Below are 14319 nucleotides of genomic sequence, written 5' to 3'. Positions count from 1 at the left end.
CATCCTCCACCGTGGGGGTGGACGCACAAATGAAAAAGGGCGCGGGAAGCATTGCCTCCCGCGCCCTTTTTCGTGTCGGTAGAACCGCCGTTACGCGGCCTGCTTCTGCCGCTCGGTCGCTTCGAGATTGAGCAGGTTCGCCATCTCGAAAGCCAGCTCGATCGACTGCGCACCGTTGAGGCGCGGGTCGCAGTGGGTATGGTAGCGATCGGCCAGCGAGGCATCGGTAACCGCGATGGCGCCGCCGGTGCACTCGGTCACGTCCTGGCCGGTCATCTCGATGTGGATGCCGCCCGCGTGGGTGCCTTCGGCGCGGTGGACCGCGAAGAAGCCGCGCACTTCGGACAGGATCCGCTCGAACGGGCGGGTCTTGTAGCCGCTGTCGGCCTTGATGACGTTGCCGTGCATCGGATCGCACGACCACACCACCGGATGGCCTTCACGCTTCACGGCGCGCACCAGCTTGGGCAGGCCTGCTTCGACCTTGTCGTGGCCGTAGCGGCTGATCAGCGTCATGCGGCCCGGCTCACGGCCGGGGTTCAGCGTGTCGAGCATCCGCAGCAGCGCGTCCGGCTCAAGGCTGGGGCCGCACTTCATGCCGATGGGGTTGCCGACACCGCGCAGGTACTCGACATGGGCCGAGCCTTCGAAGCGGGTGCGATCGCCAATCCACAGCATATGGGCAGAGCAGTCGTACCAGTCACCCGTCAGCGAATCGCGGCGGGTCAGCGCCTGCTCGTAAGGGAGCAGCAGCGCTTCGTGGCTGGTGTAGAAGTCAGTGCCCTGAAGCTGCGGCACGGTCATCGGATCGACGCCGCAGGCAGCCATGAAATCAAGCGCTTCGCTGATCCGGTCGGCCATCTGCGAGAACTGCTCACCCCAGGGGCTGCGGCCGATGTGTTCCATCGTCCACTGGTGCACCTGGCGCAGGTTCGCATAGCCGCCATGCGCGAAGGCGCGCAGCAGATTGAGCGTGGCGGACGACTGGCCATACGCCTTGAGCATACGCTCAGGGTCGTTGCGGCGCGCCTCGGCGTTGCCTTCGATGCCGTTGATGATGTCGCCGAAGTAGCTGGGCATTTCCACGCCGCCGATGGTCTCGGTCGGTGCGGAGCGCGGCTTGGCGAACTGGCCCGCCATGCGGCCCAGCTTCACCACCGGCTGCTTGCTGGCGAACGTCAGCACGACCGCCATCTGCAACAGGACGCGGAAGGTGTCGCGGATGTTGTCGGCGCTGAACTCGGCAAAGCTCTCGGCGCAGTCACCGCCCTGAAGCAGGAAACCACGGCCTGCGGCCACTTCGGCAAGCTCCGCCTTGAGGGCGCGCGCTTCGCCGGCAAAGACGAGCGGCGGGAACTTCGCAAGCGTGGTCTCGACCTCGCCCAGCTTCGCCTCGTCGCCATAAACCGGGAGATGGCGCGCTTCGTGCGCCTTCCAGCTCTCCGGTGTCCAGTTGCTTGCCACGTTCTTAACTCCCGATGCCCGCAGCACCATGCGCGGGCCGCCTTGCGCGCCGCCTTGTGTCTCTCGTGCAGCGCAAGCAAGGGGCGGCCCATAGCGCCCTGCGGCAATATTTGCAAAGATGGTTTGCCCGATCAGCGTGATCGGTTGCGCGAGGGTTGAAATTGGGTAGGCGGCTGCCGTTGCCCCGGTTCAGCTCCGGGGCAACGGCCTGTTATTTGCCGGCGACCTTCGTTTCCTTGCCCTCGGGCATGACTTCGAGACGCCACGAGTTGTTCTTGCCCAGATAGCGCGCGGCCAGGGCCTGCATCGCCTGCGGGGTAGTGATCGTGTAGTCGCTCAGCACCGAACGCACGGTGCCGATGCGCGAGGGGTCGCTGGTCGCGCCTTCAAGCTGGCTCATGAAGAATGAGGTGCTGGATGCCGCGCGCGTCACCTGCTGGCGCAGCGGTTCGACCACCAGCGCCAGTTCGTCGGCGGTGGGCGGGTTGTTGATGAGGTTCTGCGCGATCTCGTCGGCGGTCTGGAAGAAGATCGGCACAGACTTGGGGTCGAGCTGCGCCATCGCCGTGATCGAACCACCGGCGGCAAGATCCACCGGCCAGCTGGAATAGACGTAAGGCGCGTAGGACACGCCCAGCTTCTCTCGCACCGCATCCATCAGGCGGTTGGTGAACAGCTGTGTGAGGATTTCAAGCTGGCGCGATTCGCGAATGCCCATGACACCGCCGCCGGTCGGCCATGAAATCACCGCCGCCGCCTGATCCGGGTCGCCGTGGTGGACAAGGGTGACGGGCTTGTCGGAAGGCTTGGGCACGTTGACCTTTGCCGGGGTGCCGGCGCCTGCGTAAGGCTGGCGGGTCTTGAGCGCGCCGAAAGTCTTCTCCAGCGCGGCGATGGCGGCGACCTTGTCGAAGTCACCGAAGATCTGGACCTCGACCGGGCCTTCCTTGAGCTGCTTGCTCCACACGCGCTTGAAGCCCTCGGCCGTGGTGGCTTCGATCTCGTCGGGTGTGGGGGTGGCGAAACGGGGGTCCTCCCCGCGCTGGTAGAACTGCAGGTCGCGGCTGAGCACGCCCTGCGGCGAGGTTGCGAAAGTGGCATACTGGATTTTCGCAGCCGCCTTGGCGCGGGTGAACGGGTTCACGTCCCACTGCGGCAGATCGAGCTTGGCGGCGAAAAGATAGAGCTGGTCGGCAAGGTCCTGCGGGCGCGTTTCGGCGGAAAGCTCGAAAGCGGCGTCCTTCACCTCGAAGTCGAAGCCCATCTTGCGGCCGGTGGAGAGCCGGTCGAGATCGTCCTGACCCAGCGTGGCAAGGCCCGAGCCGACAAGCGCGTAATTGCCCAGCGTGATGTAGGCCGCATCTTTCGGGTCGACCGAACGGTAACCACCGCCAAAGCGGGTCTTGACCATGACCCGGCCCGGCTCCTCTGCAACCGGCCAGAGCAGCGCCTTCACGCCGTTGGCAAAGGTCAGCTGTTCGATTTCGAGCAAGCCGGTCTGCGTATCGGCGATCGGCTTGGCCGGCGCGCCGATGGCGGGCAGCTTCTCGAACGAGACCGGGGCGAGCACCGCACGCACGCTGGCGTCGGCCTTGACCGGCTCGGCCAGCGCCATCTGCAGCTGCTTGTCCGTCGCCTTGCCGGCCTCCTGCACGGTGAACAGGCCGCGCGTCACCGTGCCGGTGAACAGCTGGCGGGTGTGCTTGAGCACGGCATCGGGCGTGAACAGCGGCTGCGATTCGCGGAAGATGCGCAGCACGTCGGCGGGCGCGGCCACCGTCTCACGGATGTCGAGCGCGTTGACCAGATCGTCCGCCAGCTTCGATCCGGGCAGAATGCGCTGCTGCTCGACCGGCACCTGGAAGGCGACGTCGAGTTCGGCCGCCTCGCGGTCGATCTCGGCCTGGGTGGGCGCGCGGGTCAGCGCATCGGCGATCACCGCACGCACGTCACGCAGCGCTGCCTGCCAGTCGTCGCCCAGCGGAGTGACGGAAACGAACGTCGCATCGGCAGAGCGCGAGACATCGTCCTGGTTGACCGAGGCGGACAGGAAGCTGCCGCCCGCGCGCGCCTTGGATTCGAGACGGCGGTTGATGATCGCCTGCGCAATCGCATCGGTCATCAGGCCCTGATTGTAGACGATATTGTCAGTGACCTGACGCCACGGACGCAAGGTGGCGTACATCAGCGAGGGCGGCAGGTCCGGCTCGACCAGCACGCGGGTCTCGCCCACCGGGTTCTTCGGATCGGCCCCCTTGGGCAGCGCGGGATCGCCGAAGCTGGGCGCGGGCGTGCGCTTGCCCTTGGCCGACCAGTCGGTGAACCACTTCTTGACGTAGGATTCCAGCATCGCCGGATCGACGTCGCCGGCCACGATCACCGCCACGTTATCCGGGCGATACCAGCGCGAATAGAATGCGCGCACGCTGGCCGGGGTAGCCGAGGTCAGCGATTCGACAGTGCCGATCGGCTCGCGGTTGGCAAGCGGCTGGCCCGCGTAGAGCACCTTCTGCATCGCGTCCTGCACCCGCTTGGAAGCGCCGCCGCGTTCGCGCATCTCGGCCAGTACGATCGGCAGGTCCGATTTGAGGTTCGAGGCCGAAAGCGTGGGCGCGGTGACCATGCCCGTCATCAGCTTGAACGTTTCGTCTAGCGAGGTAGGCGTGGCGTTGGGCAGGTCGAGCTTGAACACCGTCTGGGTGGTGGAGGTCACCGCATTCGTATCGCTGCCGAACGTCGCGCCCAGACGCTGGAAAGCGGCGATCGCCGTGCCTTCGGGCAAGTACTTCGACTGACGGAACAGCATATGTTCGAGCAAGTGCGCATATCCGCGCTCGGCATCGGTTTCGTAAAGCGAGCCTGCGTCTACGCGGATGCGGATCGACACCTGTCCCGGCGGCACCCCGTTCTTGCGCACCGCATACTTGAGGCCGTTGCCCAGTTCACCGAAGTGCCACTCCGGGTCGCGGGGAATGTCGCTGCCGCGATAGAGCCAGGGGTCGGCCTGGCCGACACTCGGCGCCACCATGGTTCCCGTCGCAGGGGTCGCCGAACCGGCGGCTTCCTTGGCAAGCAACGGCGGAATCGGTGCCTGGGTGAGGAGAAGCAGGCAGACGAGCGAGCGAGCGGCGCGCGGAGAGGATTTCATCGCAAAAGGTATAGGGGGCGGTTTCCTTAAGGGCCAGTGAATAGCGCGGCCTGACGACCGCACCAAAGCCACTTAACGCCCACTATTTATCACAAAATCGCCCATTCGGCGCATAACGCAACACGTTGCGACAAGTCTTGCCCTTGACCCTCCGGCGACTTCACCTAAATCGCAAGGGTCATGTTTATTGAAACCGAAACCACGCCCAATCCCGCAACGCTCAAATTCCTGCCTGGCCGGCAGGTAATGCCGGCGGGCACCCGCGAGTTCACATCGCCCGAGGACGCGGCCGCATCGCCGCTGGCCGAAGCGCTGTTCGACCTCGGCGACGTGACGGGCGTGTTCTTCGGCACCGAGTTCATCTCGGTTACTGCCGCGCCCGGCGTCGAGTGGCCTTCGCTGCGTCCGCAGGTGGTTTCCATCCTGCTGGATCATTTCGTATCGGAAGCCCCGCTGTTTGCAGGCGGCGGAGCGGCTGGCTTCTCCGTCCCGGCCGAAGATGAAGATTTCGGCGACGATCCGGCGGATGCCGACATCGTCGAGCAGATCAAGGAACTGATCGAGAGCCGGGTGCGCCCGGCCGTTGCCAACGACGGCGGCGACATCGTCTATCGCGGCTTCCGCGAAGGCGTGGTCTACCTGTCGATGCAGGGTGCCTGCTCGGGCTGCCCTTCGTCCAGCGCAACGCTGAAGCAGGGCATCGAGAGCCTGCTGAAACATTACGTCCCCGAAGTCAGCGAAGTGCGCGCGGCCTGAGCGGGCTTCGGGCATGCTGCGTGAAGAACCACGCGTGACGGCCAGCGCCGAGGACATACCCCTGACCTCACAACCGACTCCGGCCGCGACGACACTGGTGATCGACAGCGCCACCGACGCCTGCTCTGTGGCGCTTTTCGCTGGCGATACGCTTGTCGCGGGCGACTACCGCGTATTGGGCCGCGGCCATGCCGAAGCGCTGGTGCCGATGATCGCCGCCCTGCCCGGCCGCGGACGGGCCAGCCGCATCGCCGTCGCACTGGGGCCCGGCAGCTTCACGGGTGTGCGCGTGGGTCTTGCCGCCGCGCGCGCGCTGGCAATGGCCTGGGGCTCTGAACTTGTCGGCTACCCGACACTTGCGCTCGTGGCGGCAATGGCCCGCAATTGCGAAGGCGTGCAGGCGGTAGGCGTCGCCATGACCGGCGGACACGGCGAATGGTTTGTCGAAGGTTTCGACAGCGACGGCGCAAGTTGCCGCCCGCTCGCCTCGCGCACCCCGGGCAATGCTTCGATCGAAACCGTGGAGCACATCGTCGCTGGCAATCAGGCCGAGGCGCTGGTCGCAGCGCGCGGAACCGGCCGCGCCCTTCCCCTCTGGCCCGATGCGCGCGCTTTTTCGTTGTTGGCGGCGAGCGTATTGAAAGCCGACACTCAACCACTCTACGGCCGCGCTCCAGACGCGAAACTGCCCTCAGGGGTGTTATGACCGACGACGTCGACCAGATCCTGGCAGTCATGGAGGTCGCTTTCGACCCGACTTATGGAGAAGCGTGGAACCGGCGCCAAGTCGAAGACGCGCTCAAGTTCGGTAATTGCCACTATAGTCTCGTAGATGCACAGGGCCACGAACCACTGGATGGCGAATCGGCAGCCGGGTTTTTCTTGTCACGCACGGGATATGAAGAAGAAGAACTTCTGCTTATTGCGGTTAATCCGCATTATCGCGGTAAAGGACTGGGCCGGGCTTTGCTTGAAACGCTGCGAATCGGCGCTCGCAGTCGCGGGGCGAAACGGCTGCTTCTTGAAATGAGACGCGGCAATCCAGCGGAATCACTTTACAGAAATGTCGGATTTCACGCTATCGGCGAAAGACGTGAATACTATCGCACCCCGGGAGGCCAGCGTCTCGATGCGATTACATTCGCCTGTGACATCGATTAAGTCGCAACAGGCAATATAGATGACAGCATCTTTGGACTGAGTTCATGAATTGTGTGCAAATTTGAAATTAACTTGCACTTCATATCAGAACGGTCCAATGCACGATAAGCAGGGCCTGATTGGCTTGCCTCCCCCCGAACTACTTGGTCGCACCAAAGGACAATAAGAATGGATAATATCCAGCCCGACATGAACGAAACGTTGATCACGCTGGCGTCGGACATCGTATCCGCGCACGTGAGCAACAACAGTGTTTCCGTCGAAGATCTCCCCACGCTGATCACCAACGTCTACGGCGCGCTCGCCGGCCTCGGCGGCATTGCCCCGGTCGTCGAAGAAAAGCCCGAGCCTGCGGTTTCGATCCGTTCGTCGGTGAAGCCGGACTTCATCGTCTGCCTCGAAGACGGCAAGAAGCTGAAGATGCTCAAGCGTCACCTCATGACCCATTACAACATGACCCCGGATGATTACCGCGCGCGCTGGAACCTGCCCGCCGATTACCCGATGGTCGCCCCCAATTACGCTGAAAAGCGCCGCGAACTGGCCAAGAAGATCGGCCTCGGCCGCAAGCCCGACGTGCGCCGTGGCCGCAAGCCCAAGGCAGCCGTAGCCTGATCCGGTGACCGGCGGCCGAATAGCCCGCGCGGCGCAGAAGGCACCTGCACTAACGCTTCCGAAAACCGCTTTTTCGGGGACAAAGGTGCCGACCACTGCCGTAGCTGGCTAACAGGCCGCCCATTGCGGTTGTGATTGCAGGCGCACCGCCCTATCTAGGTCGGTGCGCCTCATTCATATTTACAGGTCTATCGTGCACCAACCCATCGACATCGAAGCCCTTTGCGCCGAACGCGGCCTTCGCATCACCGAGCAACGCCGGGTGATCGCCAAGGTTCTTTCGGAAAGCACCGATCACCCCGACGTCGAGAAACTGCACGAACGTGCAACTGCGATCGATCCGGGCATTTCGATCGCCACGGTCTACCGTACCGTGCGCCTGTTCGAAGAAGCCGGCATTCTCGACCGTCACGATTTCGGCGATGGCCGCGCCCGCTACGAAGCAGCGCCCGAAGCCCATCACGATCACATGATCGACGTCGAATCCGGCCAGGTCATCGAATTCGTCGACCCCGAACTCGAAGCCCTGCAGCGCACCATTGCCGAGCGTCTCGGCTTCCGCCTTGTCGATCACCGGATGGAATTGTTCGGCGTCAAGCTCGACCGTCCGGAAAGCATCGTCGCCCCTCCGCGCAGGTGACCGCAGTCCTGCCCGCTCCGGGCCGCATCGCGCCCTGGGGCTGGCCGCTGATCGCCGTGCGGCTGACGGCGATGCTGGCGATGCTGATTGCCTGCACCGCGCTTTATTACATTGTCGCGCCGTTCACGTCGCGCAATCCCGTGCCGCGCTGGTTCCTGCGAAGCATCGCCGCCCTTGCCGGCGTGCGCCTGCGCGTGCGCGGAAATCACCCGGCGCGGCGCACTTTCTTCCTGGCCAATCACGTCAGCTGGATCGACATTCCTGCCGTGGCTGGGCTCACCGGCAGCGCTTTCGTGGCGCATGACGGGTTGGCCCAGATCGGCCCGTTACGCTGGCTGTGCGGGCTGAACGACACCGTCTTCATTGCCCGCCACGAACGGCGCAGCGTGGCCGCCCAGGCCAATCAGGTGCGCAGCGCCCTGCGCAAGGCCAGCGCCCTGACAATCTTCCCCGAGGGCACGACGTCATATGGCGACGAAACCCTGGCTTTCAAATCGTCGCTGCTTTCAGCGCTGGAGGACGACGCCGACACCGCTCCCATTCCGGTTCAACCGATCTGGCTGGATTACGGCGCGGAAAGCCGCGACATCGCATGGGTGGGCGCGGAACCGGGGCTGGACAATGCGTTTCGCATCCTCGCGCGGCTGCGCCCCGTCGAACTGACAGTGCACTTCCTGCCGCCACTGGCGCCGGAAGACCGCGCAGACCGCAAACGCATGGCAGCTGCCGCCCGCGCGGCGATCGACGCCGCACGAGACGCACGAAGCTGAACGGCCAGAGGCTTGGCCCCCGGCCGCAAGACGGCCTTAGCGCGTGGCGTTGTAAGCCAGCTGCCCATCGTCGAGCTGGAAGCCGACCAGCACCTCGAACGAGGACCGCGCCACGGCGGCCTTCACTTCGGGATCGGACAGCGGATCGACGGCGGCATCGGTGTCGCCCGCCTTGCGCTTGCGGGTAATCCGCTCACGGATTTCCTGCGGCAGGGTGGCTGCGGCGCGGTCGATGAAGGCGTTGACGTTGCCGCTGACCTGTCCGCGCTGTTCGCCGTCGGCAAAGGTAACGGTCACACTGCCCACGCGCTTGCTGATGACGGCGCTGCCGCCCTGCAGCACGGTCACGAAATACGGCAGCGTCACCTGGCGGGCACCGGCCGTATCGTTACGGCGGGCCTGCACCTGGAAGGCGATGTTGGCGGTGACCTTTTCGCCGACGTCCTGGTTGCACTGGGTGCGCACATCGGTCATCGCCGCGACAAGGTCGATGTTCGGGGCGGTGCGATCGCCCGCGCTGCGGAACAGGGTAACGTCGCCGGTATACTCGGGAATGCCGACAGCCGGGCACTTCGAGCGGATCGAGGTAATGCCCACGCCCTGGTCGACCACGATCTCCCCCTTGGTCTTGCACCCGCTCAGCGCGGACATCGCGGCTGCGGAGCACAGGACAGTGGCAGTCAGGCGGCGTGCATTCATCGTCACTTCCTCGAGATGGCGTGCGCTTGCCCTAGCGATGCAAGCGGCAAAGCGCTAGAGGGCCCATTATGAACGCGCCCTTTCCGTCCACGACGTCGTCGCCCGCAATCGGCTCATCCGAGGACCTGTTGCCCATCCGCCTGCTGATCGCCGCTCCGCGCGGTTTCTGCGCCGGGGTCGACCGGGCGATCGAGATCGTCGAACGCGCGATCGAGATTTACGGAGCGCCGGTCTACGTGCGCCATGAGATCGTCCACAACAAGTTCGTGGTCGACAGCCTGAAGGCCAAGGGCGCCGTCTTCGTCGAGGAACTGGACGAGGTGCCCGATGGCGTCCCGGTGATCTTCAGCGCGCACGGCGTGCCCAAGTCAGTGCCCGCCGCCGCGAACGAGCGCGGTCTGGAATGGCTGGACGCGACCTGCCCGCTGGTGAGCAAGGTCCACCGCCAGGCGGAACGCCAGATCGAGGCCGGGCGCCACATCCTGTTCATCGGCCATGCCGGGCACCCGGAAGTGATCGGCACCTTCGGGCAGGTCCCCGACGGCAACATGACGCTCGTCGAGACGGTCGAGGATGTCGAAGCACTCGAATTCCCGTCCGAGACGGAACTTTCCTACCTCTCGCAGACCACGCTCTCGGTCGACGATACCGCCGCGATCATCCAGGCGATACAGGATCGCTTCCCCGAGGTCATCGCGCCCAAGGCCGAGGACATCTGCTATGCGACGTCCAACCGTCAGGCCGCCGTCAAGCAGATCGCGCCGCAGTGCCAGCTGGTGCTGGTGATCGGCGCGCCCAACAGCTCCAACTCGCTGCGCCTCGTGGAAGTCGCCCAGCGCGAAGGCGCAGCCTCGCAGCTGATCCAGCGGGCGAGCGAGATCGATCCGGCCTGGCTGGACGGTGTCGATACCGTGGGCCTAACCGCCGGTGCATCCGCGCCGGAAGAACTGGTCAACGAAGTGATCGCCCGCATCAAGGAACTGCGCGCCGTGGACGCCGAGGAATTCGTGACCACGAAAGAACACATGACCTTCAAGCTGCCCCGCCAGCTGGCCCGCTGAAGGACACGTAACAATGGCAGTCTACACACGGCTCGGCGCGGAAGAGATGACCGTCATCATCTCCGCATTCGACGTCGGCACGCTGGTTTCGGCCAAGGGCATCGCCGAGGGCGTCTCCAACAGCAACTGGCTGATCGAGACGCAGGATGCGGCCGGATCGGGGCGGCGCTTCATCCTGACCATGTACGAGAGCCGCACCGAAGTGGCGGAACTGCCGTTCTTCCTCGACCTGCTCGACCATCTGGCCGCCAAGGACTGCCCGGTGCCGCGCACCATGCATGACAGCGAAGGCGCCAGCCACCGCCTGCACCGGACGCCCGAAGGCACCAAGGCACTGGCCCTGATCGAGTTCCTGCCCGGCGTTTCGGTCTCCGAACCCACCCCGGCGCAGGCCCGCGCGGTAGGCGGGGCCCTCGCCCAGATCCATCTGGCCGCAGCCGATTTCCCGGCCTCGCGCACCAATTCGCTGGCGCTGGCCGACTGGCAGCAGCTGCTGCGCGATTGCGGACGCGAGGGGCTCGAATCGATCCACCCGGAACTGGGCCATATCGTCGAGCGTGAACTGACCCTGCTTGCCGCACGCTGGCCGCGCGATCTGCCAAGCGGCGTCATCCATGCCGACCTGTTCCCCGACAATGTCCTGATGCTGGGCGACACTGTTACAGGGCTCATCGATTTCTACTTCGCCTGCACCGACCTGTTTGCCTACGACGTTGCGGTGACACACGCAGCCTGGTGCTTCAGCCCTGACGGCACGCGGTTCCTGCCCGCGCTCTCCGATGCGCTTGTGGCGGGCTACACCGCCGTGCGCCCGCTAAGCGCGGCTGAACATGCCGCCCTGCCGCTGCTGGCGCGCGGTGCGGCGATGCGCTTTCTGGCCACCCGCGCTTACGACTGGCTGAACACGCCGGCCGATGCGTTGGTGACGCCCAAGGACCCGATGGCCTTCGCGCGCCGACTTGAATTCTATGCCGATCCGGCAAACGCCAACATCTTTGGGGAGATTTCCGGCTCATGAAGAAGGTCGATATCTTCACCGACGGCGCCTGCAAGGGCAATCCCGGCCCCGGCGGCTGGGGGGTACTGCTGCGCATGGGCGAGCACGAGAAGGAAATGTCCGGCGGCGAGCCCGACACGACCAACAACCGCATGGAAATGACCGCCGCGATCAAGGCACTGGGCGCGCTGATAGAGCCTTGCGAAGTCACCCTCCACACCGACAGCAAATACGTCATCGACGGGATCACCAAGTGGGTCCACGGCTGGAAGAAGAAGGGCTGGATCAATTCCAGCAAGCAACCAGTGCGCAATGCCGACCTGTGGCACGACCTGATCGAGGCATCGGGCCGCCACAAGGTCGAATGGCAGTGGGTGCGCGGCCATAGCGGCCATGTCGAGAACGAGCGCGTCGACAAACTCGCCAGCGATGCCGCCAGGGCTGCGGCCTAGGCCTCGCTCACAGAGACTACCCTCGTCAACGCCGCCGCCTTTCGTTAGGAAAATAACGAACCGCCCTGTGGAGGGAATTTGCAAGCGCCCCTCAAGGATTCGCTGCGCGCCGAACTGAGCGCTCTGGTCGTTCCCGGCCCGCGCATGGCGGACGAGTGGGCCTGCGTCGCCTCGGTGATGCTGGCGATCGTGCTGGCCCATGCGATGGGCGCGGGCATGGTGTCCTGGGCCGCGTTCAGCGCCTTCGTCCTGCTCAAGAGCGACGTTTCCGAAACACTGCTGCGCGGCGTCATGCGCATCGCCGGCACCGCGCTGGGTTCAGGCCTTGCGCTGGCGGTGGTGCCTTATGCGGCGCGTTCGCTGCCGCTTTCGATGATCGCCGCCGCGCTGGTGGGGGCGGTTGGGCTCTACGGCATGCTCACCGCGCGGCGGGCTTATGCCTGGCTGCTGTTCGGCCTGACTTTCGAGATGATCCTGCTCGACAAGATCGACCGCCCAGACCTCGACACCATCGGCTTTGCGCAGACCCGGCTGCTGGAAGTGATCGCAGGCACCATCGCCTGTACCATCGTCAGCCTGACGGCGGGCGCGCTGGCGGGCAAGCGCTGGTGGGCGGACCGCAAGCCAGCGCCTGGCCGGATGCGCTGGCAGCCCCATGCCGCCCGCCATGCCGCGCAGGCCGGGCTCGCCATTGCGGTATTGCCGCTGCTGCATGCACTGTTCGACCTGCCCGAGCTTCCGCAGGCCGCGGTCACCATCATGGCGGTGATGATCGTGCCCGTCGCCGGGATCGGTGCCAGCGGCTTTGTCCCGGTATCGCGCCGCCTGCTTCACCGCGCGCTGGGCTGCATGGCCGGCGGCGCGCTGGCCCTTGCCGTTCTGCTGTTGGCGCAGGGCAGCGCGCCGGTGCTGATCGCGGGGACCTGCATCGGCATCGTCATCGGCCGCCACATCGAGAACGGCCTGCCCCGGGTGACGTACCTGGGCCTGCAGTTCACGCTGGCCGTGCTGGTGGTGCTGGTGCCCGACAGCTACGCCGATGCACGGATCGGCCCGGCGATCCAGCGCCTTGTCAGCGTGTTCGTGGGCATGGCCGTGCTCGAACCGGTGCTGCTGGCGTGGCACTTCCTGGCTCCGGGCCGCAAAGCCCCGGCGCAGGTGCCGGATGCCGACAACGCCGAGTAGGCGTCAATCCGTAGTGGTATCGACCACGTCTGCGGAAGGGCCGTTCTTCTTGATCGATTCGATGGCGCTTTTCGCGCTGGCCTTGCTCGAATAGCCTTCGGTCCAGAACATGGTTTCAGAGTTGTAGCAGAAGTAGGCGACGAACTCGCCAGCCTTGTTCTTGCGGATTTCGAAACGGTGGGCCATCGCGACTCTCCCAGGGGTTTGTTCCCAGTCGAGAGAGGAGCAAGCACAGCGCCGCGATGCAAGTGTGCTAAAGGCTTCTCAAGCGTTTTTCAGGTAAACCGAGCAGGCGCATATGCTGCCGGGTCGACCGCGCCGGGGCCCGCGCCCGTCAGCAGCCGCGCAGCAAGATCGGCGGCGGCAGGCGCGGTCTGGATGCCGAAGCCGCCCTGCCCCGCAAACCAGAAGAACGCCGCATCCTGCGGGGCGAAACCATAGACCGGCAGCCGATCCGGGGCGAAGGAGCGCAGGCCCGCCCAGCGGTGCTCCACGCGGCGGACAGGCCAGTCGACCACCTGCTCGAAACGGTCGACGGCCAAGGCCACGTCGATCTCCTCGGGCGCGGCATCGCAGGGCGCGCTGGGTGTCTCGTCATGCGGGCTGAGCCAGAGGCGGCCGCTCTCCGGCTTGAAGTAGAAGCGGCCCGCCACGTCCAGCACCAGTGGCAGATCGCCCGGCACCGACCCGTCGACCGCAATCTGGGCCACGGTGCGGCGATAGGCCGCAATGCCCAGCGGGCCCAGCCCTGCCAGCCGCGCCACCGGATCGGCCCAGGCCCCGGCGGCATTGACCAGCATGCCCGCAGCAACGCGGCGCCCGTCCGCCAGCGCCAGCATCCAGCCCGAAGCGGTGCGCTCGGCCCCGAGCAGCCCGGCGCGGCACCATAGCTGCGCGCCCTGATGGTGCGCCCGCGCCAGGTAGTGCTGGTGCAGCGCGGCGACGTCGATGTCGCAAGTGCTGGGCTCAAACGCGCCGCTGGTCCAGTCCGCGCGCAGGTTCGGCACGCGGGCGTTTAGGCCCGCCCGGTCCAGCAGTTCGATTTCGACGCCAACGGCGCGGTAGCGCGCAGCGAAGGCCGCAACGTCATCCTCCTGCCCGGCACGGCCGATGGTCAGCGCCCCGCGCGGCGTCAGCACGCCAAGGTCCCGCAGCACCGGCCCGGAGGCCGTAGTCAGCGGCTGTACGCCGGGGCCGCCGTAGCTTTCGGTCCAGAACGCGGCGGAGCGGCCGGTGGCATGATGACCGGGCCGTTCCTCCGCCTCGACCAGCAGGATACGCGCATCGTCCCGCTCGCCGATCGCGGCGGCAAGCGATGCGCCGGCCATGCCGGCACCGACGATGACGATATCAAACGCTGCATCCATTGCG

The 14319-nt window shown here is 65.6% G+C and carries 15 protein-coding genes; 10 read left to right on the top strand and 5 right to left on the bottom strand.

Features of this window, described 5'->3' with window-relative positions; all coding sequences use genetic code 11:
* Positions 1-90 precede the first annotated feature (90 nt).
* The gene (locus tag TQ38_RS06605) at positions 91-1464 is read right to left on the bottom strand and encodes a class II 3-deoxy-7-phosphoheptulonate synthase (RefSeq protein ID WP_043976442.1); all 1374 of its coding nucleotides are present in this window, start codon (positions 1462-1464) and stop codon (positions 91-93) included.
* A gap of 211 nt (positions 1465-1675) precedes the next feature.
* Positions 1676-4612 carry a pitrilysin family protein gene (locus TQ38_RS06600; protein ID WP_043976216.1) on the bottom strand — a complete coding sequence of 979 codons (2937 nt, stop codon included), beginning with the start codon at positions 4610-4612 and terminating at the stop codon, positions 1676-1678.
* 180 nt (positions 4613-4792) lie between these two features.
* Here TQ38_RS06600 and TQ38_RS06595 point away from each other — a divergent pair, with 180 nt between their 5' ends.
* The 6 genes from TQ38_RS06595 to TQ38_RS06570 all read left to right on the top strand — a co-directional run bounded on the left by TQ38_RS06595 (position 4793) and on the right by TQ38_RS06570 (position 8554).
* The gene (locus TQ38_RS06595) at positions 4793-5368 is read left to right on the top strand and encodes a NifU family protein (protein ID WP_043976218.1); all 576 of its coding nucleotides are present in this window, start codon (positions 4793-4795) and stop codon (positions 5366-5368) included.
* Positions 5369-5381: 13 nt separating this feature from the next.
* Complete coding sequence (gene tsaB / locus TQ38_RS06590) at positions 5382-6074, top strand: tRNA (adenosine(37)-N6)-threonylcarbamoyltransferase complex dimerization subunit type 1 TsaB (protein ID WP_082057736.1); 693 nt, start codon at positions 5382-5384, stop codon at positions 6072-6074.
* Complete coding sequence (locus tag TQ38_RS06585; protein ID WP_043976220.1) at positions 6071-6529, top strand: GNAT family N-acetyltransferase; 459 nt, start codon at positions 6071-6073, stop codon at positions 6527-6529. The genes tsaB and TQ38_RS06585 overlap by 4 nt, the downstream gene beginning before the upstream one ends.
* A 168-nt stretch (positions 6530-6697) precedes the next feature.
* Positions 6698-7144 (top strand): MucR family transcriptional regulator, encoded by a 447-nt coding sequence (locus TQ38_RS06580; protein WP_043976223.1) that lies wholly within the window; start codon positions 6698-6700, stop codon positions 7142-7144.
* A gap of 193 nt (positions 7145-7337) precedes the next feature.
* Positions 7338-7784 carry a Fur family transcriptional regulator gene (locus tag TQ38_RS06575; protein WP_043976224.1) on the top strand — a complete coding sequence of 149 codons (447 nt, stop codon included), beginning with the start codon at positions 7338-7340 and terminating at the stop codon, positions 7782-7784.
* Positions 7781-8554 carry a 1-acyl-sn-glycerol-3-phosphate acyltransferase gene (locus tag TQ38_RS06570; protein ID WP_240197976.1) on the top strand — a complete coding sequence of 258 codons (774 nt, stop codon included), beginning with the start codon at positions 7781-7783 and terminating at the stop codon, positions 8552-8554. Before TQ38_RS06575 ends, TQ38_RS06570 begins: the two co-directional genes overlap by 4 nt.
* A 36-nt stretch (positions 8555-8590) precedes the next feature.
* On the opposite strand, the gene TQ38_RS06565 is transcribed toward TQ38_RS06570, so the two are convergent.
* A complete protein-coding gene (locus tag TQ38_RS06565) occupies positions 8591-9253 on the bottom strand; it encodes a hypothetical protein (RefSeq protein ID WP_043976225.1) in 663 nt (220 codons plus the stop codon).
* Positions 9254-9321: 68 nt separating this feature from the next.
* Here TQ38_RS06565 and ispH point away from each other — a divergent pair, with 68 nt between their 5' ends.
* The 4 genes from ispH to TQ38_RS06545 all read left to right on the top strand — a co-directional run bounded on the left by ispH (position 9322) and on the right by TQ38_RS06545 (position 12948).
* Positions 9322-10314, top strand: a complete 993-nt coding sequence (gene ispH / locus TQ38_RS06560; RefSeq protein ID WP_043976227.1) for a 4-hydroxy-3-methylbut-2-enyl diphosphate reductase — start codon at positions 9322-9324, stop codon at positions 10312-10314.
* Between the two features lie 13 nt (positions 10315-10327).
* Positions 10328-11332 carry a homoserine kinase gene (gene thrB, locus TQ38_RS06555; RefSeq protein WP_043976228.1) on the top strand — a complete coding sequence of 335 codons (1005 nt, stop codon included), beginning with the start codon at positions 10328-10330 and terminating at the stop codon, positions 11330-11332.
* Entirely contained in the window at positions 11329-11763 is a 435-nt protein-coding gene (rnhA, locus tag TQ38_RS06550) for a ribonuclease HI (RefSeq protein ID WP_043976230.1), read from the top strand. The genes thrB and rnhA overlap by 4 nt, the downstream gene beginning before the upstream one ends.
* Before the next feature lie 78 nt (positions 11764-11841).
* On the top strand, positions 11842-12948 hold the full coding sequence (locus tag TQ38_RS06545) for an FUSC family protein (RefSeq protein ID WP_240197975.1): 1107 nt from the start codon (positions 11842-11844) through the stop codon (positions 12946-12948).
* 3 nt (positions 12949-12951) lie between these two features.
* Here the strand turns inward: TQ38_RS06545 and TQ38_RS06540 are convergent, their stop codons facing one another.
* Both TQ38_RS06540 and TQ38_RS06535 read right to left on the bottom strand, forming a co-directional pair.
* Positions 12952-13134, bottom strand: coding sequence for a DUF1508 domain-containing protein (locus tag TQ38_RS06540; RefSeq protein ID WP_043976231.1), 183 nt, complete (start codon positions 13132-13134; stop codon positions 12952-12954).
* A gap of 89 nt (positions 13135-13223) precedes the next feature.
* Positions 13224-14315: an FAD-binding oxidoreductase gene (locus TQ38_RS06535; RefSeq protein ID WP_043976232.1), complete on the bottom strand. Its 1092-nt coding sequence runs from the start codon at positions 14313-14315 to the stop codon at positions 13224-13226.
* Positions 14316-14319: the final 4 nt, after the last annotated feature.

It is taken from the genome of Novosphingobium sp. P6W (genome assembly GCF_000876675.2).
Lineage (GTDB): Bacteria > Pseudomonadota > Alphaproteobacteria > Sphingomonadales > Sphingomonadaceae > Novosphingobium.
Note: the sequence above shows the minus strand (reverse complement) of the source record. Positions and strands in the feature narration are given on the sequence as shown.

Excerpts from the sequence above, each read along its gene's own strand:
- TQ38_RS06600 (WP_043976216.1), bottom strand. The coding sequence starts at position 4,612 with ATGAAATCCTCTCCGCGCGCCGCTCGCTCGCTCGTCTGCCTGCTTCTC.
- TQ38_RS06595 (WP_043976218.1), top strand. The coding sequence starts at position 4,793 with ATGTTTATTGAAACCGAAACCACGCCCAATCCCGCAACGCTCAAATTC.
- tsaB (WP_082057736.1), top strand. The coding sequence starts at position 5,382 with ATGCTGCGTGAAGAACCACGCGTGACGGCCAGCGCCGAGGACATACCC.
- TQ38_RS06585 (WP_043976220.1), top strand. The coding sequence starts at position 6,071 with ATGACCGACGACGTCGACCAGATCCTGGCAGTCATGGAGGTCGCTTTC.
- TQ38_RS06580 (WP_043976223.1), top strand. The coding sequence starts at position 6,698 with ATGGATAATATCCAGCCCGACATGAACGAAACGTTGATCACGCTGGCG.
- TQ38_RS06565 (WP_043976225.1), bottom strand. The coding sequence starts at position 9,253 with ATGAATGCACGCCGCCTGACTGCCACTGTCCTGTGCTCCGCAGCCGCG.
- ispH (WP_043976227.1), top strand. The coding sequence starts at position 9,322 with ATGAACGCGCCCTTTCCGTCCACGACGTCGTCGCCCGCAATCGGCTCA.
- thrB (WP_043976228.1), top strand. The coding sequence starts at position 10,328 with ATGGCAGTCTACACACGGCTCGGCGCGGAAGAGATGACCGTCATCATC.
- rnhA (WP_043976230.1), top strand. The coding sequence starts at position 11,329 with ATGAAGAAGGTCGATATCTTCACCGACGGCGCCTGCAAGGGCAATCCC.
- TQ38_RS06540 (WP_043976231.1), bottom strand. The coding sequence starts at position 13,134 with ATGGCCCACCGTTTCGAAATCCGCAAGAACAAGGCTGGCGAGTTCGTC.
- TQ38_RS06535 (WP_043976232.1), bottom strand. The coding sequence starts at position 14,315 with ATGGATGCAGCGTTTGATATCGTCATCGTCGGTGCCGGCATGGCCGGC.